This is a genomic window from Tamlana flava, assembly GCF_041287255.1.
Lineage (GTDB): Bacteria > Bacteroidota > Bacteroidia > Flavobacteriales > Flavobacteriaceae > Tamlana > Tamlana flava.
The window spans coordinates 453531-478649 of the sequence record NZ_JBGGTX010000004.1 but is presented as its reverse complement, the minus strand read 5'-3'; the positions used below and the strand labels follow the sequence as shown (position 1 = coordinate 478649).

Annotated in this window: 20 protein-coding genes; 15 read left to right on the top strand and 5 right to left on the bottom strand. The window is 37.1% G+C overall.

The window, feature by feature from the left end; genetic code table 11:
* Positions 1–124 precede the first annotated feature (124 nt).
* The gene (gene glmM, locus ACB104_RS13875) at positions 125–1513 is read right to left on the bottom strand and encodes a phosphoglucosamine mutase (protein ID WP_370479657.1); all 1389 of its coding nucleotides are present in this window, start codon (positions 1511–1513) and stop codon (positions 125–127) included.
* Positions 1514–1723: 210 nt separating this feature from the next.
* On the opposite strand from glmM, the gene ACB104_RS13870 reads away from it, so the two are divergent.
* The 3 genes from ACB104_RS13870 (at position 1724) to ACB104_RS13860 (ending at position 4809) form a co-directional block, all read left to right on the top strand.
* On the top strand, positions 1724–2320 hold the full coding sequence (locus ACB104_RS13870) for an acyl carrier protein phosphodiesterase (RefSeq protein ID WP_370479656.1): 597 nt from the start codon (positions 1724–1726) through the stop codon (positions 2318–2320).
* On the top strand, positions 2320–4014 hold the full coding sequence (gene ggt, locus ACB104_RS13865) for a gamma-glutamyltransferase (protein ID WP_370479818.1): 1695 nt from the start codon (positions 2320–2322) through the stop codon (positions 4012–4014). Before ACB104_RS13870 ends, ggt begins: the two co-directional genes overlap by 1 nt.
* 72 nt (positions 4015–4086) lie before the next feature.
* Positions 4087–4809, top strand: a complete 723-nt coding sequence (locus ACB104_RS13860) for a hypothetical protein (protein WP_370479655.1) — start codon at positions 4087–4089, stop codon at positions 4807–4809.
* Position 4810: 1 nt separating this feature from the next.
* Here the strand turns inward: ACB104_RS13860 and ACB104_RS13855 are convergent, their stop codons facing one another.
* Positions 4811–5335, bottom strand: a complete 525-nt coding sequence (locus ACB104_RS13855) for a DUF8685 domain-containing protein (RefSeq protein WP_370479654.1) — start codon at positions 5333–5335, stop codon at positions 4811–4813.
* 132 nt (positions 5336–5467) lie between these two features.
* Between ACB104_RS13855 and uvrA the strand changes: the two genes are divergently transcribed.
* The 6 genes from uvrA to ACB104_RS13825 all read left to right on the top strand — a co-directional run bounded on the left by uvrA (position 5468) and on the right by ACB104_RS13825 (position 15962).
* The gene (uvrA, locus tag ACB104_RS13850) at positions 5468–8299 is read left to right on the top strand and encodes an excinuclease ABC subunit UvrA (RefSeq protein WP_370479653.1); all 2832 of its coding nucleotides are present in this window, start codon (positions 5468–5470) and stop codon (positions 8297–8299) included.
* A gap of 31 nt (positions 8300–8330) precedes the next feature.
* Entirely contained in the window at positions 8331–9020 is a 690-nt protein-coding gene (locus ACB104_RS13845) for an LOG family protein (RefSeq protein ID WP_370479652.1), read from the top strand.
* A gap of 105 nt (positions 9021–9125) precedes the next feature.
* Positions 9126–11984 carry a gluzincin family metallopeptidase gene (locus tag ACB104_RS13840; protein ID WP_370479651.1) on the top strand — a complete coding sequence of 953 codons (2859 nt, stop codon included), beginning with the start codon at positions 9126–9128 and terminating at the stop codon, positions 11982–11984.
* Positions 11985–12147: 163 nt separating this feature from the next.
* Positions 12148–14559 carry an alpha-ketoacid dehydrogenase subunit alpha/beta gene (locus ACB104_RS13835; protein ID WP_370479650.1) on the top strand — a complete coding sequence of 804 codons (2412 nt, stop codon included), beginning with the start codon at positions 12148–12150 and terminating at the stop codon, positions 14557–14559.
* A 135-nt stretch (positions 14560–14694) separates the two neighbouring features.
* A complete protein-coding gene (locus tag ACB104_RS13830; protein WP_370479649.1) occupies positions 14695–15426 on the top strand; it encodes a hypothetical protein in 732 nt (243 codons plus the stop codon).
* Positions 15427–15491: 65 nt separating this feature from the next.
* Positions 15492–15962, top strand: a complete 471-nt coding sequence (locus ACB104_RS13825; RefSeq protein ID WP_370479647.1) for a hypothetical protein — start codon at positions 15492–15494, stop codon at positions 15960–15962.
* A 91-nt stretch (positions 15963–16053) separates the two neighbouring features.
* Here ACB104_RS13825 and ACB104_RS13820 read toward each other — a convergent pair whose 3' ends face one another.
* Positions 16054–16563 (bottom strand): hypothetical protein, encoded by a 510-nt coding sequence (locus tag ACB104_RS13820; protein WP_370479646.1) that lies wholly within the window; start codon positions 16561–16563, stop codon positions 16054–16056.
* Between the two features lie 256 nt (positions 16564–16819).
* On the opposite strand from ACB104_RS13820, the gene ACB104_RS13815 reads away from it, so the two are divergent.
* The 4 genes from ACB104_RS13815 to pheT all read left to right on the top strand — a co-directional run bounded on the left by ACB104_RS13815 (position 16820) and on the right by pheT (position 20687).
* A complete protein-coding gene (locus tag ACB104_RS13815; RefSeq protein ID WP_370479644.1) occupies positions 16820–17191 on the top strand; it encodes a hypothetical protein in 372 nt (123 codons plus the stop codon).
* A gap of 302 nt (positions 17192–17493) precedes the next feature.
* The gene (locus ACB104_RS13810) at positions 17494–17646 is read left to right on the top strand and encodes a hypothetical protein (RefSeq protein ID WP_370479643.1); all 153 of its coding nucleotides are present in this window, start codon (positions 17494–17496) and stop codon (positions 17644–17646) included.
* Between the two features lie 65 nt (positions 17647–17711).
* Positions 17712–17960: a hypothetical protein gene (locus tag ACB104_RS13805; RefSeq protein ID WP_370479641.1), complete on the top strand. Its 249-nt coding sequence runs from the start codon at positions 17712–17714 to the stop codon at positions 17958–17960.
* Between the two features lie 300 nt (positions 17961–18260).
* Entirely contained in the window at positions 18261–20687 is a 2427-nt protein-coding gene (pheT, locus tag ACB104_RS13800; protein WP_370479640.1) for a phenylalanine--tRNA ligase subunit beta, read from the top strand.
* 61 nt (positions 20688–20748) lie between these two features.
* Here the strand turns inward: pheT and ACB104_RS13795 are convergent, their stop codons facing one another.
* Positions 20749–21480, bottom strand: coding sequence for a sulfite exporter TauE/SafE family protein (locus ACB104_RS13795; protein ID WP_370479638.1), 732 nt, complete (start codon positions 21478–21480; stop codon positions 20749–20751).
* A 136-nt stretch (positions 21481–21616) separates the two neighbouring features.
* Here ACB104_RS13795 and ACB104_RS13790 point away from each other — a divergent pair, with 136 nt between their 5' ends.
* Complete coding sequence (locus tag ACB104_RS13790) at positions 21617–21853, top strand: putative signal transducing protein (RefSeq protein ID WP_370479637.1); 237 nt, start codon at positions 21617–21619, stop codon at positions 21851–21853.
* Here the strand turns inward: ACB104_RS13790 and ACB104_RS13785 are convergent, their stop codons facing one another.
* Positions 21854–23479, bottom strand: coding sequence for an ABC-F family ATP-binding cassette domain-containing protein (locus tag ACB104_RS13785; protein WP_370479635.1), 1626 nt, complete (start codon positions 23477–23479; stop codon positions 21854–21856).
* 218 nt (positions 23480–23697) lie between these two features.
* On the opposite strand from ACB104_RS13785, the gene ACB104_RS13780 reads away from it, so the two are divergent.
* On the top strand, positions 23698–25116 hold the full coding sequence (locus ACB104_RS13780) for a TlpA family protein disulfide reductase (RefSeq protein ID WP_370479634.1): 1419 nt from the start codon (positions 23698–23700) through the stop codon (positions 25114–25116).
* Positions 25117–25119 lie beyond the last annotated feature (3 nt).

Here is a 25119-nt window from a genome sequence, read left to right as displayed (position 1 = left end):
ATTTCTTTTCTTAATAATTTGAGACAAGATAAGTATTTCCTTTTGGTTTGGAAACTCCTTAAACAAATTCATCCCAATTCTAAAATTTTAAAATTGGGATGAACAAGAATTATCGTTTCTTTTGTTATTTATTAGCAATCCCTCCCAATTCAGCAATAAAGCGATCGGCCAAGGTATCAGCTTCTTCTTGGGATTTAGCTTCAGTATAAATTCTAATAATAGGTTCCGTATTACTTTTGCGCAAATGCACCCAACTTTCGGCAAAGTCTATTTTAACGCCATCAATAGTGGTTAGTTTTTCATTTTTATAACCATTTTCGATGGTTTTTAAAATACCATCAACATCCAAACCAGGAGTAAGTTCAATCTTCTTTTTTCCCATAAAATAACTTGGGTAGGTTTTTCTGAGTTGGCTTACGCTTATGTTTTTATCGGCCAAAAGACTTAAAAACAAAGCCACACCAACAAGTGCATCACGACCATAATGTGCCGCCGGGTAAATGATCCCACCGTTGCCTTCACCACCGATAACCACTTTGTTCTTTTTCATGAGTTTCACCACATTTACTTCACCTACTGCACTGGCTTCATAAGTGCCACCGTGCTTTTCAGTAACATCTTTTAAAGCTCTTGTAGAGCTCATATTGCTTACCGTGTTTCCAGGAGTTCTGCTTAAAACATAATCGGCACAGGCCACTAAAGTGTATTCTTCACCAAACATTTCGCCATTTTCATCCATAAACGCCAAACGGTCCACATCAGGATCTACCACAATGCCAAAATCGGCTTTATACTTTTTAACAGCTTCAGATAAATCAGTTAAATGTTCCTTTAAAGGCTCTGGGTTGTGCGGAAAATGTCCATTTGGTTCACAATGTATTTTTATGACATCAACACCCAAACGCTCCAAAAGCAAAGGAATGGCAATACCTCCAGTAGAATTTACGCCATCGACCACTACCCTAAAACGGGCTTCTTCAATGGCATTGACGGTAACCAAATCCAGATCCAACACTTCAATAATGTGCAAATCGATGTAAGCACTATTTTTTGTTATTTTTCCTAGGCTGTCCACATCGGCAAAACTCATGTTATTGCTTTCAGCAATATCTAAAATCTTTCCACCTTCAATGGCATTCAAAAACTCCCCTTTTTCATTGAGAAGCTTAAGGGCGTTCCATTGCTTTGGGTTATGGCTGGCCGTTAAAATAATACCACCATCTGCATGCTCTAAAGGCACGGCTACTTCAACGGTCGGCGTTGTTGATAGCCCCACATCAACCACATGAATGCCCATGCCAACAAGCGTGTTCATGACCAAGTTCTGAATCATTTTTCCTGAAATACGCGCATCGCGTCCCACAACAACTTTATAGTGCTCTTTTTTACGCTGTTGTTTTAGCCATACACCATAGGCCGAGGCAAATTTTACGGCATCTATTGGGGTTAGGTTTTCACCTACTTGTCCGCCAATAGTTCCCCTGATTCCAGAAATTGATTTGATCAGTGTCATAGTACGTTTAAAAATTAAAAGACAAAAATACATGAATTTTTTCGTTTGGAAATTAAAAGAAATCAAATGAAAGAAATTCATGTATTAACAAGGCGTTTACTGATGTGAAACTAAATTTTATACTCTTTTAAACACAAAAGTTAGTTTTCACAGAAGAAATATAGTATTTTAAAATGGGTTTTCTTAAAACGGAATTTGTAAATTTCACTCATGAATTATCTCGCCCATATATATCTTTCAGGAGACAATGATCTGGTAACTATTGGAAATTTTATTGCCGATGGCATAAAAGGAAGTAAATACAAAAAGTACCCAAAAGACCTGCAAACGGGCATATTGCTTCACCGTCACATCGACACATTTACCGATGCACATGAAACCGTTAGATTAAGCACCAAAAGGCTTCACGAGAAATATGGACATTATTCTGGGATTATTGTAGACATTTTATATGATCATTTTTTGGCGAAGAACTGGAGGCAATATTGCCCTGTTCCATTGAATGAATATGTTGATGATTTTTATGATTCACTTGAAGTACACTACGATATTCTTCCATTGAGGGTGCGGAAAATGATGCCCTACATGATGACCAATAATTGGCTTGTTAGCTATGCCTCCATTAAGGGAATTTCAAGGGTTTTGGATGGTATGAACAGACGTACTAAAAACCGCTCTAGTATGAACGAAGCTGTTGTGGAACTTGAAACGTTTTATTCCGAATTTGAAAACGAATTCTCCACCTTTTTTGATGAATTGATCATTTCCTCCAATCAAAAACTTGAAGAACTAAATATGATTAAATGATGCGACATACTATTTATATTTTCATACTATTCATCGCCTTTGCCTCATGTAAAAAAAAAATCAAAACAGTTGATGGCAAAAGAGGTGTTTTAGCCAAAACTGCCATGGTGGTTTCTGCCCGTGCTGAGGCTTCTCAAGTCGGCATCGATATTTTAAAGAAAGGCGGAAATGCATTTGATGCCATGGCAGCCACAGAATTGGCCTTGGCCGTAGCATATCCTTACGCCGGTAATCTAGGCGGCGGTGGTTTTATGGTCTATAGAAAAGGGGATGGAGAAATTGGAGCGATTGACTACAGGGAAAAAGCGCCTATAGCAGCAACAAAAAACATGTTTTTAGACGAAAATGGTGATGTAATCCCTGAAAAAAGTACCATTGGTGCCATGGCAGTTGGCGTTCCAGGTACTATTGCTGGCGTGTTTGAAGTTCATAAAAAAATGGGGGCGCTTCCCATTGAAGATATCTTAACTCCTGTAATTGAGCTGGCAAAAAAAGGAATTGTTGTTACCGAAAAACAAGAAAAAAGAATTAAAAAATACCAACCACTTTTTCCAAAGGCGAATAAAGATTCCATTTTGTTTGATAAGCACTGGAAGGTCAACGACACCATTAAATATAAGGCCTTGGCTAAAACTTTCGAACGTGTTTTAAAATATGGAAAAGATGGTTTTTATAAAGGAGAGACAGCAAGGATTCTGGCAAAATTCATTCAAGATAATGGTGGTATCATTACCGAAGAAGACCTAGCCAATTACAAACCCAAATGGCGAACACCCATTACCTTTACTTACGATGGTTTAAAAATAATTTCCATGCCTCCTCCTTCAAGTGGTGGGGTTTGTTTAACCCAAATCATGAAAATGATTGAACCTTTTCCATTGGATGGATTCGGGCATAATTCCTTAAAAAGCATACAGGTGATTACCGAGGCTGAAAGAAGGGCTTATGCCGATAGAAGTTTTTATTTAGGCGACCCTGATTTTGTACCCATTCCAATGGATACCCTTGTAGATGTTACCTATCTGAACCGAAGAATGCACGATTTTTCCTTTGAAAAAGCTACAAAATCAACAGATGTAACCCATGGGAACATTCAAATTATAGAAAGCGACGAAACCACTCACTACTCGATTATAGATCGATTTGGCAATACTATTTCGGCCACTACAACATTAAATGGAGCTTATGGTTCTAAATTGTACTGCTCGGAGCTGGGTTTCTTTCTTAACAACGAAATGGATGATTTTAGCAGTAAACCCGGTGAACCCAATATGTTTGGGCTTATTGGTGCTGAAGCCAATAGCATAGCTCCAGAAAAACGCATGTTAAGCTCCATGACACCAACAATTGTTGAGAAAAATGGGGAACTGTATATGTCCGTTGGTACGCCAGGTGGCTCAACCATTATCACATCTGTTTTACAGACTATCTTGAACGTCCATGAGTACAACATGACCATGCAGGAAGCTGTGAATGCCCCCCGATTTCATCATCAATGGTTACCCGATGAAATAAGAATGGAGCCTAATAAATTTGACAAAACCCTTATTGAAAACCTAGAAAAACTAGGTTATTCCATAAATGAAAAAGTCACACCCGTAATTGGCAAGGTCGATGGAATACTCGTTTTAGAGGATAAGTCGTATGAAGGTGGTGCCGATTATCGAGGGGATGATACTGCCATCGGTTTTTAGTGCTTTTCTTTCCTTAAAAGGTGCTTATTTAATAATTTAGGCATCAATTCCTAAAGGGCATATTTAAAAGCAATGGGCAAGAAACCAAAAAAAACATTAAAAATAATTGCTGGTGTCATCATTTTTTTGACGCTTCCCAGTTTGTTGTTTTTTGGTTTCCTTTATGTTAAATATGATGAGAATTTACCAACTGGAATTCAAGGAGAGCAGGCCGATGCTTTAGCACATAAAATGCTGAATGCCCTCGATTATGAAGCTTTCCAAAACACAAACCGAATTGATTGGACGTTTAAAGAACGAAGGCACTATGAATGGGACAGAGAAAAAAACACCTGTGACGTTTACTGGAAGGAAAACAAAGTGGTACTTAATTTAAACGACTATTCCAAAAGTAAGGTTTACATCCATAGTTTCAAAAATGAAGGCGAAATTTCAAAAGACTTGATTAAAAAGGCCAAAAAGTATTATGAAAACGATTCTTTTTGGCTTGTGGCACCTTACAAAATATTTGATCCTGGCACAGAACGTAGATTGGTAAAAACTGAAGATGGCAAAGATGCCTTGCTTGTTACATTCACAACGGGCGGATCAAAGCCCGGAGATTCTTACTTATGGTATCTAGATGAAAACGGCATGCCAACCAAATTTCAAATGTGGGTTAATATTCTCCCGATTGGTGGTCTAGAAGCCAGTTGGAGCCATTGGACAACTACCGAAAGCGGCGCCAAACTGCCCTCATTTCATAGCTTCATGTTTTTTGGTTTTCAAATAGAAGACATCAAGGGCACAAAATAAACTACTTCCCCTTTTGCCCGACAAAATTATGGCTCTTTGATTTGAATAGTACATTAAAACTTGTTAAACTGCCATAAATTCTTGTAATGTATTGCTGTAAATCTATTTTACCTTGCTCATCTAAATCACTGGCATTAATGCGCTGCTCCATAACACGAAGCCTGTCTCTTACCATAGTGATTTTATGAAAAAACGTATCGATGGGCAAATCATAGGGTTTCAAGCTTGTATCAGCTGGTTCAAGAATTATTTTCCCTCCTTTGTATTTATCCGCAATGGTCACAACCTCGCTAACATCGCTCCATTTTTTCAAAATCTTTACAAGGCTGCTTTCAACTTCAAAAAAGCTAACGGTATCTACATCACCATCGGCCGCTTCAATAACCTCAAAATCGCTGTCCAAATCAATGGTTTCCAATCCATTTTCAATAAAAGTCACCCAATAGTGCTGTGAGGTTACATTGGTTACTACTCCTTTTCCATATTCTGGGTGGTCTATTCGCGAGCCTATTCCTAATAATTTCATATTTATTTTTAGTTCAAATGGTTGTTTCTTCCACAATGATAAGAAATCCAAAATAAATCTTCACAACAATTTAACAACTAAAATTGTACCTTTGCAATCTTGCCTACAAAATAGGGAGATTTCTAAGATTTCATGAGCCAATTCACCGATTTTATTGAAGTAAAAGGAGCACGGGTACACAACCTTAAAAACATTGATGTATCTATTCCCAGAGAGAAGCTTGTGGTTATTACGGGCTTGTCTGGAAGCGGAAAATCTTCATTGGCTTTCGATACGATTTATGCTGAAGGGCAACGCCGATATATTGAAACATTTTCGGCCTATGCACGGCAGTTTTTAGGTGGTTTGGAACGCCCCGATGTTGATAAAATTGATGGTCTTTCACCCGTCATCGCTATTGAACAAAAAACAACAAGCAAATCACCTCGTTCAACGGTAGGCACAATAACCGAAATTTACGATTTTATGCGTTTGCTGTTTGCTCGTGCCAGTGACGCATACAGCTACAACACGGGTGAAAAAATGGTTAGCTATAGCGATGAGCAAATAAAAGAACTCATCATAAGTGATTTTAAGGGTAAGCGCATTAATATTTTATCTCCTGTTGTACGTTCCAGAAAAGGGCATTATCGTGAATTGTTTGAACAAATAGCCAAGCAAGGGTTTGTAAAAGTAAGAACTGATGGTGAGATTCGCGATATTGTTCGTGGCATGAAACTAGACCGTTACAAAACACATGATATTGAAATAGTCATAGACCGTTTGGTGATAAATGACCAAGTTGACAACGATAAGCGCTTGACCGAAACCATCAACACGGCCATGTATCATGGCGAAGATGTGCTTTTGGTTATTGACCAAGACACCAATGAAACGCGTTATTTTAGTAGAAGTTTAATGTGTCCATCAAGTGGCATCTCATACCCTAATCCAGAGCCTAACAACTTTTCGTTCAACTCCCCAAAAGGAGCCTGCCCCAACTGCAATGGTATTGGCACGCTACATCAAATCAATGAACATAAAATTGTCCCAAACCCTTCACTTTCCATAAAAAATGGAGCCTTAGCACCACATGGCCCAGAAAAAAACAGTTGGATTTTTAAACAACTTGAAACCATTGCCCAAAGGTTTAATTTTAAACTTTCTGACCCTTATAAGGATATTCCTGAAGAAGCCAAGCATATGATTCTTCACGGTGGAAATGAAAAATTCTCCGTTGAGAGTAAAACATTGGGCGTTACCCGAGATTACAAAATTGAATTTGAAGGCGTTGCAAACTTTATAGAAAATCAATATAAAACGGCGGAATCAACTTCATTAAAACGCTGGGCAAAAGATTTTATGGATAAAATTACCTGTCCAGTTTGTGATGGTTCACGGTTAAGGAAGGAGTCGCTCTATTTCAAAATAAACAATAAAAATATAGCCGAACTGGCCAATACCGACATTGCTGAACTGGCCAATTGGTTTAATAATTTACACAAACACCTTTCGGAAAAACAACTCAAAATTGCCCAAGAAGTCGTTAAGGAAATCAAGTCTAGACTACAGTTTTTATTGGATGTCGGGTTGGATTATTTGGCATTGAACAGAAGCTCAAAATCACTCTCCGGTGGTGAGGCGCAACGCATAAGGTTAGCCACCCAAATAGGATCGCAATTGGTTGGCGTACTTTATATTTTGGATGAACCAAGTATTGGTTTGCACCAACGCGATAACGAAAAATTAATAAATTCCTTGGCTTCGCTTCGCGATATAGGCAATTCGGTTATTGTTGTTGAACATGATAAGGACATGATTGAACGCGCTGATTATGTGATTGATATTGGACCAAAAGCAGGCAAACACGGTGGCGATATCATTAGCATTGGCAATCCTGACGAGTTAAAAACCCACCATACCCTTACGGCCGATTACCTGAATGGAACCAAGGAAATTAAAGTTCCCAAAAAACGAAGAGAAGGCAACGGAAAATTTATGGAATTAAAAGGTTGTACGGGCAACAACCTAAAAAATGTTTCGGTTAAATTTCCTTTGGGAAAAATGATTGGGGTTACAGGTGTGTCGGGTAGCGGAAAATCTACGTTAATCAACGAAACCCTCTACCCTATTTTGAATGCCCATTATTTTAATGGCGTTAAAAAACCTATGCCCTACAAAAGCATATCAGGCTTAGAGCATATTGATAAAGTTATTGATATTAACCAATCGCCTATTGGGCGCACACCGCGAAGTAACCCGGCAACCTACACTGGCGTTTTTAGTGAAATTAGAAGCTTGTTTGCTAAAATTCCCGAAGCCATGATACGTGGTTATAAACCCGGACGTTTCAGTTTTAATGTAAAAGGTGGACGATGTGAAACCTGCCAAGGTGGTGGTTTACGTGTTATAGAAATGAATTTTCTGCCAGACGTTTATGTAGAATGCGAAACATGCCAAGGCAAACGTTTTAATCGTGAAACCTTGGAAATTCGATATAAGGGAAAATCCATTAGTGATGTACTCAACATGACCATGAATGAGGCTGTAGAATTCTTTGAGCACATTCCAAAAATCCATAAAAAACTAAAAACAATTAAGGATGTAGGTTTGGGTTACATTACACTTGGGCAGCAAAGCACGACACTTTCCGGAGGTGAAGCCCAACGTATAAAGTTGGCCACCGAACTCTCAAAACGAGATACGGGAAACACCTTTTATATTCTTGACGAACCGACCACAGGCCTTCATTTTGAAGACATCCGTGTCCTTATGGTAGTGCTCAATAAATTAGTGAACAAAGGCAATACCGTACTTATTATTGAGCATAATTTGGATGTTATCAAAACGGTAGACCATATTATTGACATAGGCTATGAAGGTGGAAAAGGTGGAGGAAAAATTGTGGCAGAAGGCACACCCGAAGAAGTAATAAAAGACAAAAAAAGCTACACGGCTAAATTCTTGAAAAAAGAACTAAATTAGCGGGTTAGTAAAATTTAGAACACGGAAATTTATGAGAAAAGAACACCACCATAAAGGCTGGAATGAGATAAAAACCAACGATTCTTGGGCCATTTTTAAAATCATGGGCGAGTTCGTCAATGGTTTTGAAAAAATGAGCAAGATAGGTCCATGTGTATCCATATTTGGATCGGCACGAACAAAACCGGGCGATAAATACTATAAACTTGCCGAAAATATTGCCAAAAAAATTGTGGAAGGTGGCTATGGCGTCATTACTGGTGGTGGTCCAGGGATTATGGAGGCCGGCAACAAAGGTGCCCATTTAGGCGGTGGAACATCAGTTGGACTTAATATAGAACTGCCTTTTGAACAACATGACAATCCATATATTGATCCGGATAAAAGTTTGGATTTCGATTACTTTTTTGTGCGTAAGGTTATGTTTGTAAAGTACTCCCAAGGCTTTGTGGTTATGCCTGGAGGCTTTGGTACGCTAGATGAATTTTTTGAAGCCCTCACCCTAATACAAACCCATAAAATTGGGAAATTCCCCATAATATTAGTGGGAACAGATTTTTGGGAAGGCCTAATAGATTGGATTAAGAAAACGCTTTTAAATTCCTTCGGAAATGTTAGCCCAAAAGATTTGGACCTCATCCATCTGGTAGATAGTGAAAATGAAGTGATTGAGATATTGGACACTTTCTACAAAGACTCGCGCTTAAGCCCCAATTTTTAGGTTTTGCATTATTGTTTTAAACCAAAATTACCTATGCATGCATAATATTTATTACAGATCATTTTTTGCCGCCATATTTTACTATATTGCATCGCCTTAATCAAATTGCTAACCATTAATGTTATTGAAAAATTGAGATTCTTCCTAATCAAATTTGTTGCTTTCTCATGCATCTGCTTTTCTTCTTTTGGTCAAAATAAAATTGACCTTAAAGCGGTATTCGATGTAGAAAACAAACAAATAAAAATCTCGCAAACCATTCAATACCAAAATACCTCAAACGATGAGCTAAGCACCATTTACCTTAACGATTGGAGCAACAGCTACGCCACAAAGAAAACGCAATTGGCTATAAGAATGGCCGACGAGTACAAAAACGATTTTCATTTGGCAAAAAATGAAGATCGTGGTTTTTCCGTTGTGGCCTCAATAAAGCAAAATGGTAAAGCATTACATTTTCAACAGGTAAAAAATCAAATTGATGTTATAAAGGTAGAATTGCCCGAACCCCTAAAACCAGGTGACTCCTATACGATTGATTTAGTATATTCGGTACAAATACCGAATTCCAAATTCACAAGCTACGGCATCACAAATGAGGGCGATTATAATTTAAGGTATTGGTACATTACCCCTGCCATTTATGATGGGGAATGGCAATATTACAGCAACAAAGACCTTGATGATATGTTCATTCCGAAATCGGACATTACCATGGATATTGAACATCCCAATGGTTATGTTTTGACTTCAGAATTGAACACCGCTAGCATAACCCAACTTCCAAACAAGCAAATTGTTCATCTGGAAGGAAAAGATAGAATAAACACCAAACTTTTCCTCAGTAAAAATTCAAAATTCAACACCATTCAAACAGAAGGTTTTTCCATTGTTTCAGATATGGTTGACAAAGACCTTGAGGTTCTGGATAAAGTATTGATTACTGAAAAAGTGACTAACTTCCTTTTCAAAAGTTTTGGGAAATATCCACATAAAAGAATTTTATTGTCCCAGATTGACAATGATAAAAATCCTATTTATGGCTTAAATTTCCTGCCGAGTTTTGTTAAACCATACCCTAGTCATTTTCAATACGAGCTGAAACTTCTAAAAATTGCGTTGCACAATTATTTGGAAAACACCTTATTGATCAACCCTAGAAAAGAACAATGGCTGCTTGACGGCATACAAATTTATTACCTTATGAATTATGTTGATGAGCACTACCCCGACATGAAATTTTTGGGTACCATAGCCGATTTTTGGGGCGTACGATCTTTTCATGTGGCAGATATGAAATTTAACGACAAATACATTCTGGCCTTTATGCTTATGGCTCGGACCAATAGGGACCAACCTTTAAGCATGCAAAAGGACTCGTTATTAAAGTTTAACCACAATATAGCGAATAAATACAAAGCTGGCATAGGTTTGAAATATTTGGATGATTTTGTAAACCACGATATCGTTAAAGAAAGTGTAGAATCATTTTTGGCAGAAAATAAATTAAAGGAAACCTCTGCTAAGGCCTTTGAAAACTATATAAAATCAAAAACTTCCAAGGACATTGATTGGTTCTTTAATGACTATATAAAAACGCGCAAGAAGATAGATTTTAAGATTAAAAAGGTTGAAAAAACCAAGGATTCCATAACCATCACCATAAAAAACAAAAGGGACAACAGCATGCCTGTTTCGCTGTACAGTCTCAATAACGACGAGGTTGTTTCCAAAGTATGGGTTGAAAACATTGAGGGCGACAAAACCATCACCATTCCCAGAAATGATGCCAACAAACTGGTTTTAAACTACGACAATACCATTCCAGAAATTAATCTTCGGGACAATTGGAAATCGCTTAAAGGTTTCTTTTTTAACAACAAACCGCTTCAGTTTCGATTGTTCAAAGACATTGAAGACCCTAATTACAATCAAGTCTTTCTTATGCCCATGGCCGAATTCAACAATATTTATGATGGTGTAACTTTAGGCGTAAAAACCTATAATAAAACGGTTCTAAGAAAACTTTTAAATTACAGCTTTAGCACCAATTATGCATTTAAATCCCAGTCACTAACTGGCTCTGGTGCGGTTTCACAAACACATTATTTGGATAACAGCAATCTATATTTTATTAACTATGGTGTTGTTGGTGGTTATTCTTCGTATGCACCGGGACTATTTGTTACCCAATTTACCCCTTCATTAACGTTCATGTTTCGGCAAAACGACGACTTCCGATCCAACAAACGCAGTATGCTCAAATTGAGGCATGTAAATATTAAAAGGGATAAAGACGTCAATAATGTTTTCACGTCCACCGAACCTAATTATAATATTTTTGATGTTCGTTATATCGATTCAAATGACAACTTAATTAATTTCAGCAGCTGGTTTGCAGATTTTCAAATCGGGAAAAAATTCAGCAAACTATCGTTTAATTATGAATACAGACGCCTATTTGAAAGCAACAGACAATTGAATCTACGCATGTTTGCTGGAGCATTTTTACAAAATAATATAGACCCGAACTCAGACTATTTCAGCTTTGCTCTGGATAGGCCAACAGATTACCTGTTCGATTACAATTATTTGGGAAGATCCGAAGCCACTGGAATATTCAGCCAACAGTACATTACAGCCGAAGGTGGTTTTAAATCAAAATTAGACACTCCTTATGCCAACCAATGGATAACCACATTAAATGCAAGCACAACCCTTTGGAAATACATCTTGGCTTATGCTGATATTGGTTTGGTAAAAAATAGAATGGACGCTGCACATTTTGTTTACGATTCGGGTGTTCGGCTTAATTTGGTAACCGACTATTTTGAGATTTACTTTCCTATTTACTCCAACTTAGGTTGGGAAATTGGCCAACCAAATTACGATCAGAAAATACGGTTTATGTTTACTGTGGACCCACAAGTGCTTTTAGGCTTATTCAGGAGACGCTGGTTTTAAAGTATTTTGAATAATTATAACCTAAAATGCTTTTTAAGTGATTATTTTTTAAATTTTAATCATAAAATCGTTTTTTTTTACACATTTAACAACTATTTAGCGTTCAATATTATTGGAGACAAAGCAAAAATTAACTACTTTTGCCCAAGCTAAACTTGAGTAAATGCAAACCCTACCTGACCTGGAAAACAACCTCTCATTTGAAGATTTTAAAGCTGAAGTCATGAACGACTACAAAACAGCGGTTATCAGCAGAGAATGTAGTTTGTTGGGGCGTCGCGAAGTACTTACAGGTAAGGCTAAATTCGGCATTTTTGGTGATGGAAAGGAAGTCCCTCAATTGGCTATGGCCAAAGCCTTTTTAAAAGGTGATTGGCGGTCGGGTTATTACAGAGACCAAACCTTTATGATGGCACTTGGAGAACTAACTCCAGAGCAATTTTTTGCCGGTCTATATGCCAACACCAATTTAGAGCTGGAACCCATGTCTGCCGGTCGTCAAATGGGTGGGCATTTTGTTACCCACAGTTTGAATGATAACGGTAGCTGGAAAAACCTTACCAAACAATATAATTCAAGTTCAGACATCTCACCTACCGCCGGACAAATGCCGCGTTTATTGGGCTTGGCACAGGCATCCAAAATTTTCAGGGAAGTTAAAGGCATCAATGCCACAAATTTTTCGGTAAATGGAAATGAAGTGGCCTGGGGAACGATTGGCAATGCCAGTACAAGTGAAGGGCTGTTTTTTGAAACCATCAACGCTGGCGGTGTTTTACAAGTTCCTATGGTGATCAGCATTTGGGATGACGAATACGGCATTTCTGTACATGCCAAACACCAAACCACAAAAGAAAATATTTCAGAAATATTAAAAGGGTTTCAGCGCGATGAAAAAAACAAAGGCTTTGAAATCCTTCGTGTAAAAGGTTGGGATTATGCCAATTTGGTAGAAACCTTTCAAGAGGCAGGTGCCATTGCCCGAGAGGAGCATGTTCCTGTAATAATTCACGTTACGGAAGTCACCCAACCTCAAGGACACTCAACCTCAGGATCACACGAGCGTTACAAAACACCAGAGCGACTGGAATGGGAAAACCGTCACGATTGCAATAGCAAAATGCGTGAATGGATGATTGAAAGTGGCATTGCCACCAATGAGGTTTTGACCGAAATTGATAGGATAGCAAAACGCGATGTTCGGGAGGCCAAAAAAAATGCTTGGAGTACTTTCCTAAAGCCTATAAAAAATGAGCAACAAGAGCTTATTTCCATTTTAAAACAAATTGAAACGATCAGTACAAATAGCGTATTCATTGCTAAAATAAGGGAAAGCCTAAGCTCAATCAATGAGCCAACTCGAAAAGATATTTTATCGCACGCCAGAAAGGCCTTAAGATACACCATTGGCGAATCCACCACGGAAAGCAAACAACTTGCCAATTGGATTGATTCCATTTTTGAACATGCACAACCTAAATTCAGTTCGCATTTATATTCCGAAACGCAGGGCTCCAACACCCGAATTAAGGAAATAAAACCGACCTATAATGACGACGCGCCACAAGTTGACGGACGTATTATTCTTCGTGATAACTTTGATGCCATTTTTGCCAGATATCCCGAAACCTTGGTTTTTGGTGAAGATACAGGGAATATTGGCGATGTAAACCAAGGACTAGAAGGTTTACAGGAAAAATATGGCGAATTGCGTGTGGCCGATACAGGCATCAGGGAAGCTACGATTGTTGGACAAGGTATTGGCTTGGCATTGCGCGGATTAAGGCCTATAGCCGAAATTCAATATTTGGATTATATTTTATACGCGCTACAAACCATAAGCGACGATTTGGCAACCACCCACTACCGAACAAAAGGCAAACAAAAAGCACCTTTAATTATTAGAACGCGTGGCCATAGACTGGAAGGCATTTGGCATTCTGGGTCTCAAATGGGCGGTCTTTTAAACTTGGTAAAAGGGGTTAACCTCTTAGTCCCGAGAAATATGACCAAAGCTGCCGGTTTCTACAATACCTTGCTTCTTGGCGACGACCCCGCTATTGTTGTGGAATGTTTAAACGGCTACCGATTAAAGGAAAAATTGCCGAATAACCTTGGCGCACTTAAAACGCCTATTGGAGTTGTTGAAACCATAAGAGAAGGTTCAGACATTACGGTGGTATCATACGGTTCTACATTACGAATTGTTGAGCAAACCGCAAAAGATTTATTGGCCGTTGGTATTGATGTCGAAATTATAGACGTGCAATCCTTAATGCCGTTTGATTTGAGTCACGATATTGTTAAGAGCATAGAAAAAACCAACAAGGTTATTATTATTGATGAAGACGTTCCTGGTGGTGCTTCAGCCTATATTTTAGATGAAGTTTTAAACAAACAAAATGCTTTTCAGTATTTAGACAGCGCACCAAAAACCTTAAGCGCTAAACCGCATAGACCAGCGTACGGCAACGATGGCGATTATTTTTCAAAACCGTCAGCGGAAGATATTTTTGAAGCTATTTATGCCATCATGCATGAGTACAACCCAAGTGATTTCCCAAAATTGAGGTAATTCTGAATTTAATAAACGCTCAGACTCAATAATTCCATTCGGATTTATTTTCCCAAACACTTTATTTGATAAATATCATTGTTTTTTCTATTGCTTTTGTGTTGCTTTGATTTGATATAACTAAACTCAAAAACCATGAAAACGTACAAATCCTTCATAGTTTTACTTTTGGGCCTCCTATTCAGCTCATGCATTGTAAAATCGTTATTTCCATTTTACACAGAAGACACCATCTCTTTTGAAAAAGCATTCCTCGGAACATGGAAAGACATTAAAGACCCCAATAATACATGGATTGTCGCTTCGGTTAAAGAGTATTATGACGAAAAGCGAAAACACGAATCCACCCCGCCGTCGCCAGAAGATATTGCAACATACAACAAAGAAAAAGACGCCTATTTTATTATTAATGAGGAGAAAGATAAAGTGGCCATATTTTCGGTAATGCCCTTTAAAATTAAAGGTCAATTGTTTTTGGACTTCACCCCTATAACTTCAAACTGCAATTGCAATATCGATTTGGTTAATTACCATCAAGTTACAACCCACTCTTTGGTAAAGTTTGACATGACGGATAACGATAGTGTTTCCGTAAAATGGTTTTCATCTGAAAAACTGCAGCATTTAATTGAAACCCATGACCTCAATATTAAACATGAAAAGTTCGATTCCGAATACCTATTAACCGCTTCTCCTGAAGAGTTACAAAAATTCATAAAAAACTATATGGATTCTGACGAAGAAGATAAATGGAAAACCGATGTTAAATACGATTTGGTAAGAACCGAAAACCATGAAAAATCTTTTGAATACATCAAAAAATTAATCACGGGTATGGAAAAATTAGATGGTATCGATTTAAACTAATAATAAAACCAAGTTTTCCACCCTGAATAAAAATCAGTAAATTTAGGGCTTATGCCAACGTTTTAATGAAACCAGCCTCACTACCAGAAATCAAAAAAGAACTTCAAACGCTTGCAACGCAAGAAATCCTGGAACTCTGTTTGCGCTTGGGCCGATTTAAAAAAGAAAACAAAGAACTCCTTACCTATTTGTTGTTTGAATCGCACAACGAAAGCGGCTATATAGAAAGCGTAAAAAGCTATATGGACGATGAGTTCAACCTCATAAACACCAGCAGCTATTTTTACATTAGGAAAAGTGCCCGCAAAATTCTACGAAACGTAAAAAAGTACATCCGCTACTCGCAAAACAAGGAAACCGAAGTAGAGCTGCTCCTCTACTTTTGCCAAAAACTGCGCGATTTTAAGCCCAGTATAAAACGCAGTACCCAACTGCAAAACATGTACACGCGGCAACTCCTATTGGCAAAAAAGATTATTGCCAAACTGCATGAGGATTTGCAATATGATTATAATTTGCTGTTAGAAGACTTTTAATTACAAAAATAAATGTTCGCCAATTTTACAATTAGCGAACATTATTTAGTAATCTATTCTGAATAATTTAATGTTGAACTATTTCGGTCTATTATTCCCCATAACTCGATACATTAACCGCGCTAATGGCAGCAACTTTCCAACCATCAGATTGTTTTTCCATGGAATAATTTTCAAAAGACTTCCAACGATAAATAGTGTCGGGCTCCTCAAATGACCAATCGATATCAAACACTACCCGAGCAAGGCTATCAGCAACCTTTATATCAAAGTTTGAGGCCACTAATTTAAGATTTTCGGGTTCATCCAATTTTAAAGAATCTGGCCAACCTCCGCTATAACCTTCTGCTATAACATCATAGCCTTTATGGTAAAAGTAGCCGGATGAGTCGGCGGCCGAAATAAATACATAAGGTTCTTGAACCCATTGGCCTAGCCAGACATTGGAATCAGATCTTGCATGGGCATCCAAAAGCGTATTAATGACTGTTTTAATGGCTTCCTTTTCTTGCTCTTTGTCAATAGGAGCAACGGTTTGTTGGCATGCGTTGAATGCTAAAAGCAAAACAACAATTAGTCCGGTGGTTAGTTGTTTTTTCATAATACTAGTATTAATATTAAACTTGGTTTGTTAGTTACCAGTAAGGTACAATAAATGTTAAAAATGATTGGAATTGTTCGATTTTTTTTTCATGACGCGTAAAAATCCGAAAACTGTATTTAAAAATTTTTAGCTACTTGTTTACTTATCCTGCTGAAATTATAAAAATTTTCAGCTACCTTGGCTTAACACTGACATAAGTCATTAAAACGATGCATATCACCAAGTTGAGGTGCATGATATAAAACCTAAATTCATGAAGAATAAATTTAGAATTTGGACAATTGCTGTAGGAATCATAATAGGTGGGATAAGTTACTGGTTTCAACCATATAATCAGTTATATACGGATGTAAGTCAAATAAAGCTAATCTGGAGTTTAGGTACTTTTATTGAGGCATTATTGCTCGCATTTATCCTAAATGAAAAGCCATTTATAATTGCAGTGTTTGTTTTTCTTGGGGTGATATTTGCTGTTATAGCCCGAATATTTTACGATATAACATTTATGGATAAAACGTCTCACAATCTTTTTCCTTTTGATATTGTACTTTGTGGTATTATAACTTTTCCTTCTGCATTCGCTGGAGTTTATTTAGCAGTTCTAGTTAAAAAGATAAAAAAGTGATTTACCAATATTGTCGCATGGAAAGGAAGCATGATAAATTCTTTAGACCCTATATATTGAAAAGTGGTTAAATAGAAAACGATACCACAACAAAATATAAAATGCATTAAAACACATCTCATACAAACCGTCAAGCGCTACCCCCGAAATAAATCCAAAAAAACCAAACTTTTTACAAAAGAATAATAGTTTATTTCCAAATTAATATAGCATCGTATTTCACCTCTATTAGGAACAGCACCTTTTCATAAAAAAATAAAGATTAACTTTATTCAAGTAAAATTGAAAACGGGTTATCTAAAATGAGCAATATTCTATCCATAATAAAAGATATCATTATATATGCCGTTATTGCCGTTATTGCCGTTTTAACTTCGGGGCTTTTTGAGGTTTCCAACATGGTTTATCAATCCATTATTACCGTTCTTATTTTGGTCATTTTTTTTTGGTTTTAAGGCGTATTGATAAAAAGGCGAAACGGCTAGAAATCCTCTCCATACATTATGTTGAGCAATTTTTAATGCCGTTTACCAAATCCATAGAAAATGTGGGAAACATTACGTCCAATAACAACGAAAAGTTTTCAAAAGTTAAGGTGTTTATTATGTTGCCCACAAGTATTGTCGAAATTGAGGATATAAAAGAGAGCATGACCTATTTGGATAAATTTTCAGTTAATAATCCGGTAAACAAGTTTCGTTCTTACTATGTTTCGGGTAAGTCAATAGGGCAAAACCAACTTTTACTTTTCGATACGCCAAGTGCTTGAGTGGCTGGTTTAGAGCATTTAAAGCAAGTGAAAGGCATGAACAACAAAAAAATTTCGCAACTGTTGGTAAAAATGACGGATGACATTAAAACATATGCTAAAAAAATAACGAAGGAAACCAATGCGCTACAAAATTTAAACTTCATTTCTTTCGCTGATTTTAAAAACTACTATAATTGAGTAAAACGGAATGCATTCGGTTAATAAGAAACGTGGTTATTTGTAATAACAATTCCCAACCCAATATTTGAATGCTTGACGCAAAACTTTATCTTTGCGCTTTTATAAGAATATCTATTCATGAAAATTTCATATAACTGGTTAAAGCAATTTTTAAAAACAGATTGGACACCAGAACAAACCAGCGAATTACTTACCGATTTAGGCCTTGAAGTTGAGGGCTTGGAAACCTACCAATCGGTAAAAGGCGGTTTGCAAGGCGTGGTTATTGGCGAGGTACTAACCTGCACCCAACACCCAAATGCCGATAAGTTAAAAATAACCACCGTAAACATTGGTGTTGACAAACCGTTGCAAATTGTATGTGGCGCACCCAACGTTGCTGCGGGCCAAAAAGTGCCCGTGGCCACTATTGGCACAACCCTTTATACTGCAGAAGGCGAAGCATGGACCATTAAAAAAGGAAAGATTAGAGGCGAGGAAAGCCACGGTATGATTTGTGCCGAGGATGAACTTGGTTTGGGCACATCGCACGATGGCATCATGGTTTTGGATGAAGATATTAAGGTCGGCACATTGGCGGCCGATATCTTTGATGTTGAAGATGACCATGTTTTTGAAATCGGCCTAACTCCAAACCGCGCCGATGCCATGAGCCATTTGGGAACGGCCCGCGATTTAAAAGCGGGGCTTATCCAAAAAGACATCAATTTGGAGTTAATTACACCATCTGTGAGTGCATTTCGTGTGGATAACCGCACCCTAAAAATAGATGTGGATGTAAAAAATAAAGATTTGGCCCCACGCTATTGCGGGGTTACCATTTCTAAATTAAAGGTTAAGGAATCACCAGCTTGGTTGCAACACCGCTTAAAAGCTATTGGTTTAAGCCCAATAAACAATATTGTGGATGCCACAAATTACGTGTTGCACGATTTAGGCCAGCCATTACACGCCTTTGATGCCGTTAAAATTGCAGGCAACAAAATAGAAGTTAAAACCTTGAAAGCGGGTACAAAGTTCACCACTTTAGATGGTGTTGAACGCGAACTCCACGAAGACGATTTAATGATTTGTGATGCTGAAAAACCGATGTGCATTGCTGGGGTTTTTGGTGGTATTCACTCCGGAGTTACCGAAAACACAACGAGCATTTTCTTAGAGAGTGCCTATTTCAATCCTGTAAGTGTGCGCAAAACAGCCAAACGCCACGCCCTTAATACCGATGCATCCTTTAGGTTTGAACGTGGTATTGACCCGAGCATTACAGAATATGCTTTAAAACGTGCTGCCTTATTGATTCAGGAAATTGCCGGAGGCGAAATCACGAGTGATATTATTGATGTTTACTCAACTAAGATTAAGGATTTTGAGATTCGTTTAAGTTTTGAAAATGCCAAAAAGCTGATTGGAGAAGAAATCCCCAGGGAAATCATCAAGCGTATTTTAACATCATTGGAAATAAAAGTGAACAACGTTACTGAGGCTGGTGTTGGTTTAACCGTGCCTGCTTACAGAAACGATGTGCAACGCGAAGCTGATGTGATTGAGGAAATTTTGCGTGTGTACGGTTATAACAACATTAAAACCACCGAAAAGCTAAACGCTTCCATTTCGGCAACCACTCGTTTTGAGGATTATAAAATCCAAAACATTGTGGGCAACCAATTGGTGGCACAAGGTTTTTTCGAAATGCTTTCAAACTCCCTAACAACACCAAATTATTTAAAGTTAAGCGAGCAATTAAAGGACGAGCATAACATTACCATGCTCAACCCTTTGAGCAACGATTTGTCCGTTTTAAGACAATCTTTATTGTTCTCTGGTTTAGAAGCTGTGTCTTTTAACATTAATAGAAAACGTTCCGATTTAAAATTGTTTGAATTCGGAAAAACCTATCATGGTTACAACGACAAAAGAGAGGAATTTAAGCATTTATCGGTCTTTATAACAGGAAATAAAACCATAGAAAACTGGTATTCGGCCAACGGAAAAAGTGATTTCTTTTTAATGAAAGGAACCATTATTTCCATTCTTGAACGCTTGGGTATCTCAAGATTTAATGAAACCCCAATTGTGAACGATTTGTTTTCGGAAGGCTTAACCTTAAGTTTAGGAAAAAACAAACTTGTGGATTTCGGTTTGGTTAAAAAACCGATTTTAAAGTATTTTGACATTGCCCAAGAAGTGATTTATGCCGATTTTAATTGGGATACCGTTTTGGATATGGTAAAACACAACAAGATTAAATTCAAGGATATTCCGAAATACCCTGAGGTACGTCGGGATTTTGCCCTTTTATTGGATGATAATGTAACCTTTGAATCCATTTATAAAATAGCCAGACAAAGCGAAAAGCAATTGTTGAAAGACGTTAATCTTTTTGACGTGTACCAAGGTAAAAATCTGCCAAAAGGCAAAAAGAGCTATGCGGTTAGCTTTACACTTCAAGACGAAAACAAAACGCTTAACGACAAGCAAATTGATAAAATAATGAGTAAGCTGCAAAGCAATTTTGAACAGCAGCTTGGCGCTGAATTGAGATAGAAAAAGACTAAAAAAAGTAAGAGGTTGAATTGTTGGCAAAAGCCATATAATTCAACCTTTTTTATTTTACCAAAATCTTGAGAATAGTAACAATCCCGATGAACAGGATTAATATGAGTGAAAATCTTTTAAAATTTTCGTGTGAAATTTTCTTCAAAAGAAGCTTGCCCAAATAGCTTCCAAAAATTCCAATAAAAAAGAGAAAAGGGATATAAATCAAGATGTCCTTGGTTATAAATCCGTTGAGGAAATACACCACGGTTCGGCTAAAATCAACACCAAAATCGATAACTGCCGACGTAGCTATAAACACATTTTTCTCTAGGTTGAATGCTGCCATGGTCAATCCACGAATGGCACCACCTGTTCCCAAAATCCCAGCAATAAACCCTGACAAAGATCCACCAAGTAAGGCTTCTTTTTTTTCTGGTTTTACAATTAAGTTCTTCTTGATTAAAAAGAGCAAACTCAGTGATATTAAAAAGACACCCAAAATAGTTTCCAGAAATTGGGTATTGAGGTACTTACTTAAAATACCACCTACAATCACAAATAATACCGCGGGAATGCCAATATAGAGAATGAGTTTTTTATCAATTCCCTTTCTAAAAAGAGCTATTTTGCTCAAATTACTCACCACATGAAAAAGCGCTGTAATTCCCAAAACCGTTTGAAAATTAAAGTAAAAATTAGCAATAGGAACAAAAAACACCGAAGAACCAAAGCCCCCAACTGTGCCAATAATTTCGGCCAAAAGGGCAAGAATTAAAAAAATGGGCTCGACATTCTTCAAAACAGGAATTATAGAATAAAGATACTGAAATCTGCAACGGAAATAACCACTTAAAAGCACTTTTACTTCCCTTAAACTTTATAAAAAATTAATTTTTTTCGTAAATTTAGAAGACTTAACTTCAAAATTCAAAGCTATGCCACACTCAAACTACACTAAGGTTTATACAGGAGATTATATATCGGCTCAGCGTATTGTCGCCGCATTGGAAAATGAAGACATTATTGCCGTGGTTAAAGAACAAACCGATTCTGGTTTAACATCACTATTTGGAGGTGAAAGTGGAGGTATTCAGCAAGTCTTGGTTCACAATGATGAACTCGAAAAAGCCTTGCCAATAGTAGAAAATATTAGTTCTGAATTGGAAATTTAATTAAGCCGTAACGGCATACATTTTATCACGTAGCTCCTTAATTTTTTTATCCTGCATGTACTCGTCAAAAGTGGTATAGCGATCTATGACGCCATTTGGTGTTAGCTCCACTACTCTATTGGCAACGGTTTGTGCAAACTCATGGTCATGTGTTGTAAACAAAACGGTGCCTTTAAAATTTTTCAATGAGTTATTGAACGCCGTAATACTTTCCAAGTCCAAATGGTTTGTTGGCTCGTCTAATTGCAATACATTAGCACGCATCATCATCATACGTGAAAGCATGCACCTCACCTTTTCACCACCAGATAGCACAGACGATTTTTTAAAGGCCTCTTCCCCGCTAAAAATCATTTTACCTAAGAATCCACGAATATTTACTTCTTCGCGCTCTTCTTCGGTTTTTGCCCATTGGCGCAACCAATCAATTAAGTTCAGGTTGTTATTAAAAAACTCACTGTTATCCAATGGCAAATAAGATTGGGTGGTCGTAACACCCCAAGCAAATTTTCCAGCATCCGCTTTTTCTTTACCGTTTAAGATTTGATAAAAAGCAGTTGTTGCTCTTGAATCGCGTGAAAACACAACCACTTTATCGCCTTTAGCCAGGTTTAAATCAATATCCTTAAACAGAACATCGCCATCAATGGAAGCTGCCAAACCTTCAATATTCAATATTTGGTCACCCGCTTCTCGCTCACGCTCAAAAATAATGGCCGGATAACGACGGCTGGTTGGCCTGATATCTGCAATATTAAGCTTGTCAATCATTTTCTTTCTACTAGTAGCCTGCTTACTTTTAGCCACGTTAGCAGAGAAACGACGAATAAATTCTTCAAGTTCCTTTTTCTTTTCCTCAGCTTTTTTGTTTTGCTGTGCACGTTGCTTGGCAGCTAGTTGAGATGACTCGTACCAAAACGAATAGTTCCCTGAATAATGGTTTATTTTTCCAAAGTCGATATCTGAAACGTGCGTACAAACAGCATCTAAAAAGTGGCGGTCGTGAGATACCACAATTACACAATTATCATAATTGGCCAAGAAATTTTCCAACCATGAAATGGTTTCGTAATCCAAATCGTTAGTAGGCTCATCCATAATCAATACATCAGGGTTTCCAAACAAGGCCTGCGCCAAAAGGACACGTACTTTTTGTTTCCCGTCCAAATCGGCCATCATGGTATAATGCAACTCTTCCTTTATGCCCAAATTTGACAGTAAAGCCGCAGCATCACTATCGGCATTCCATCCGTTCATTTCTTCAAACTCTACTTGAAGCTCACCAATTTTTTCGGCGTTTTCATCTGTATAATCAGCGTAAAGTGCATCAATCTCCGTTTTAATTTTATACAAGGGCTTGTTTCCCATCAACACGGTTTCCAAAACTGTATACTCATCGTAAAGGTTGTGGTTCTGCTCAAGAACAGACATACGCTTACCACTTTCCAGAGACACATGGCCTGAGGTTGGCTCTTGTTTTCCTGAAAGAATTTTTAAAAACGTTGATTTTCCTGAACCGTTGGCACCAATGATACCATAACAGTTCCCATTATTAAAGGTGGTATTTACTTCATCAAAAAGAACTCGTTTTCCGAACTGAACTGAAAGATTTGATACAGATAACATAAAGGGTCTTTAAATTTTTTGCAAAAGTAGACAATTACATTGGTTACACGAAAAATCTTTGGTCAAATAATCTAGAAAGGATATGCAAAGTTGTTCATTTTTAATTTATTTACTTCTATTAAGCTATTATTTGATTAGGAAACATTTAACAGCGCATTAACAGGATTTGATAAATACATGGTATACTTTTGCTTAAGAAACACTCTCAGGAAGGATTTATGAAGATATTCTATGCCTTAATATTTGTGCTTTTCACATTTTTAGGTTGTAAAAAAGAAAATAATGAAGCCATCAATTATGCCTATGTTGGTGGTGAAATTATAAACCCCAATACAAATTACGTTGTTCTATCTAAAAATGAAGCCATAATTGATACCATCAAACTTGATGGTAGAAATAGGTTTTTATATAAAGTCAACGACCTTCAACAGGGGTTGTATACATTTCGCCATGGCGGAGAATATCAAATGGTTTTGCTTGAACCGAAAGATAGTTTACTTTTTAGGCTAAATACTCTAGATTTTGATGAATCATTGGTGTTTACCGGAAATGGAGACAAAAAAAACAACTACCTCATCAATGACTTTTTGGAAAGTGAAAAAGAAGAAAAGCAAATTGTTCGTCTTTGCCAGTTAAACCCCAATACCTACCAACATCTTATTGATTCTCTAAAAAACATGAAAGCTGAAGCTTTGGAAAGTTTTAATGAAAAGTATAAACCTTCCGACCTTTTCAAAAAAATTGCTCAAGCAAACATCAATTATAATTATTATTCCGCGAAAGAAGTTTACCCGTTTGTACATTACGGCAAGGACAAAGCTGCCATTTTAAAAACTTTGCCAGACGATTTTTATGATTATAGAAAAGACGTCAATTACAACGACGAATTTCTGAGCTCTTATTACAATTACAATACTTTTTTGAGACATAATGTTAGCAATATGTCTTTAAAAATGCACGATAACCATTCGGAAGACAAATCGTTTGACAGAAAATCTTTGTGTTATAATTTAGACAGATTATATCTTATTGACAGCTTGGTTAAAAACACCACAATCAAAGATGATTTGCTGTATTATTTTACCATGGCTTATATCTCAAAAGGTAAAAATCAGGATGATAATGATGCTATTTTGAAATCCTACTTAGCCAAATGTGGCAATGAAAACTATAAAAATGTTATGGTAAGTTATGCCAAATCTTTAAACAACTTAAGAGATGGTTTAAAACTGCCAGAAATTAATGTCGTTAACTATAACAATCAGGAGCTCAACATAAATTCATTGGTGAATAAGCCCACAGCTATTAGTTTTTGGTCAAGAATTTATTACGAACACTTTAAAGAGAGCCATTTTAAGCTCAGGGAATTGAAGAAAAAATATCCTGAGGTAAACTTTATAACCATTAACATTGATGAATGTGGTATTGATAAATCCAAAAAGATGTTGGATGCCCATAAATTTGATATTGCCAACGAATATCAATTTAAAAATGCCAAGGAAGCCAAAGAAATTTTAGCGGTACACCCTATGACAAAAACCATTATTTTGGACAAGCATTCCAAAATAGTTGATAGCAACACCAATTTATTTTCTTCTTATTTTGAAGACCAACTTTTAGGTCTAATCAATAAATAGCCT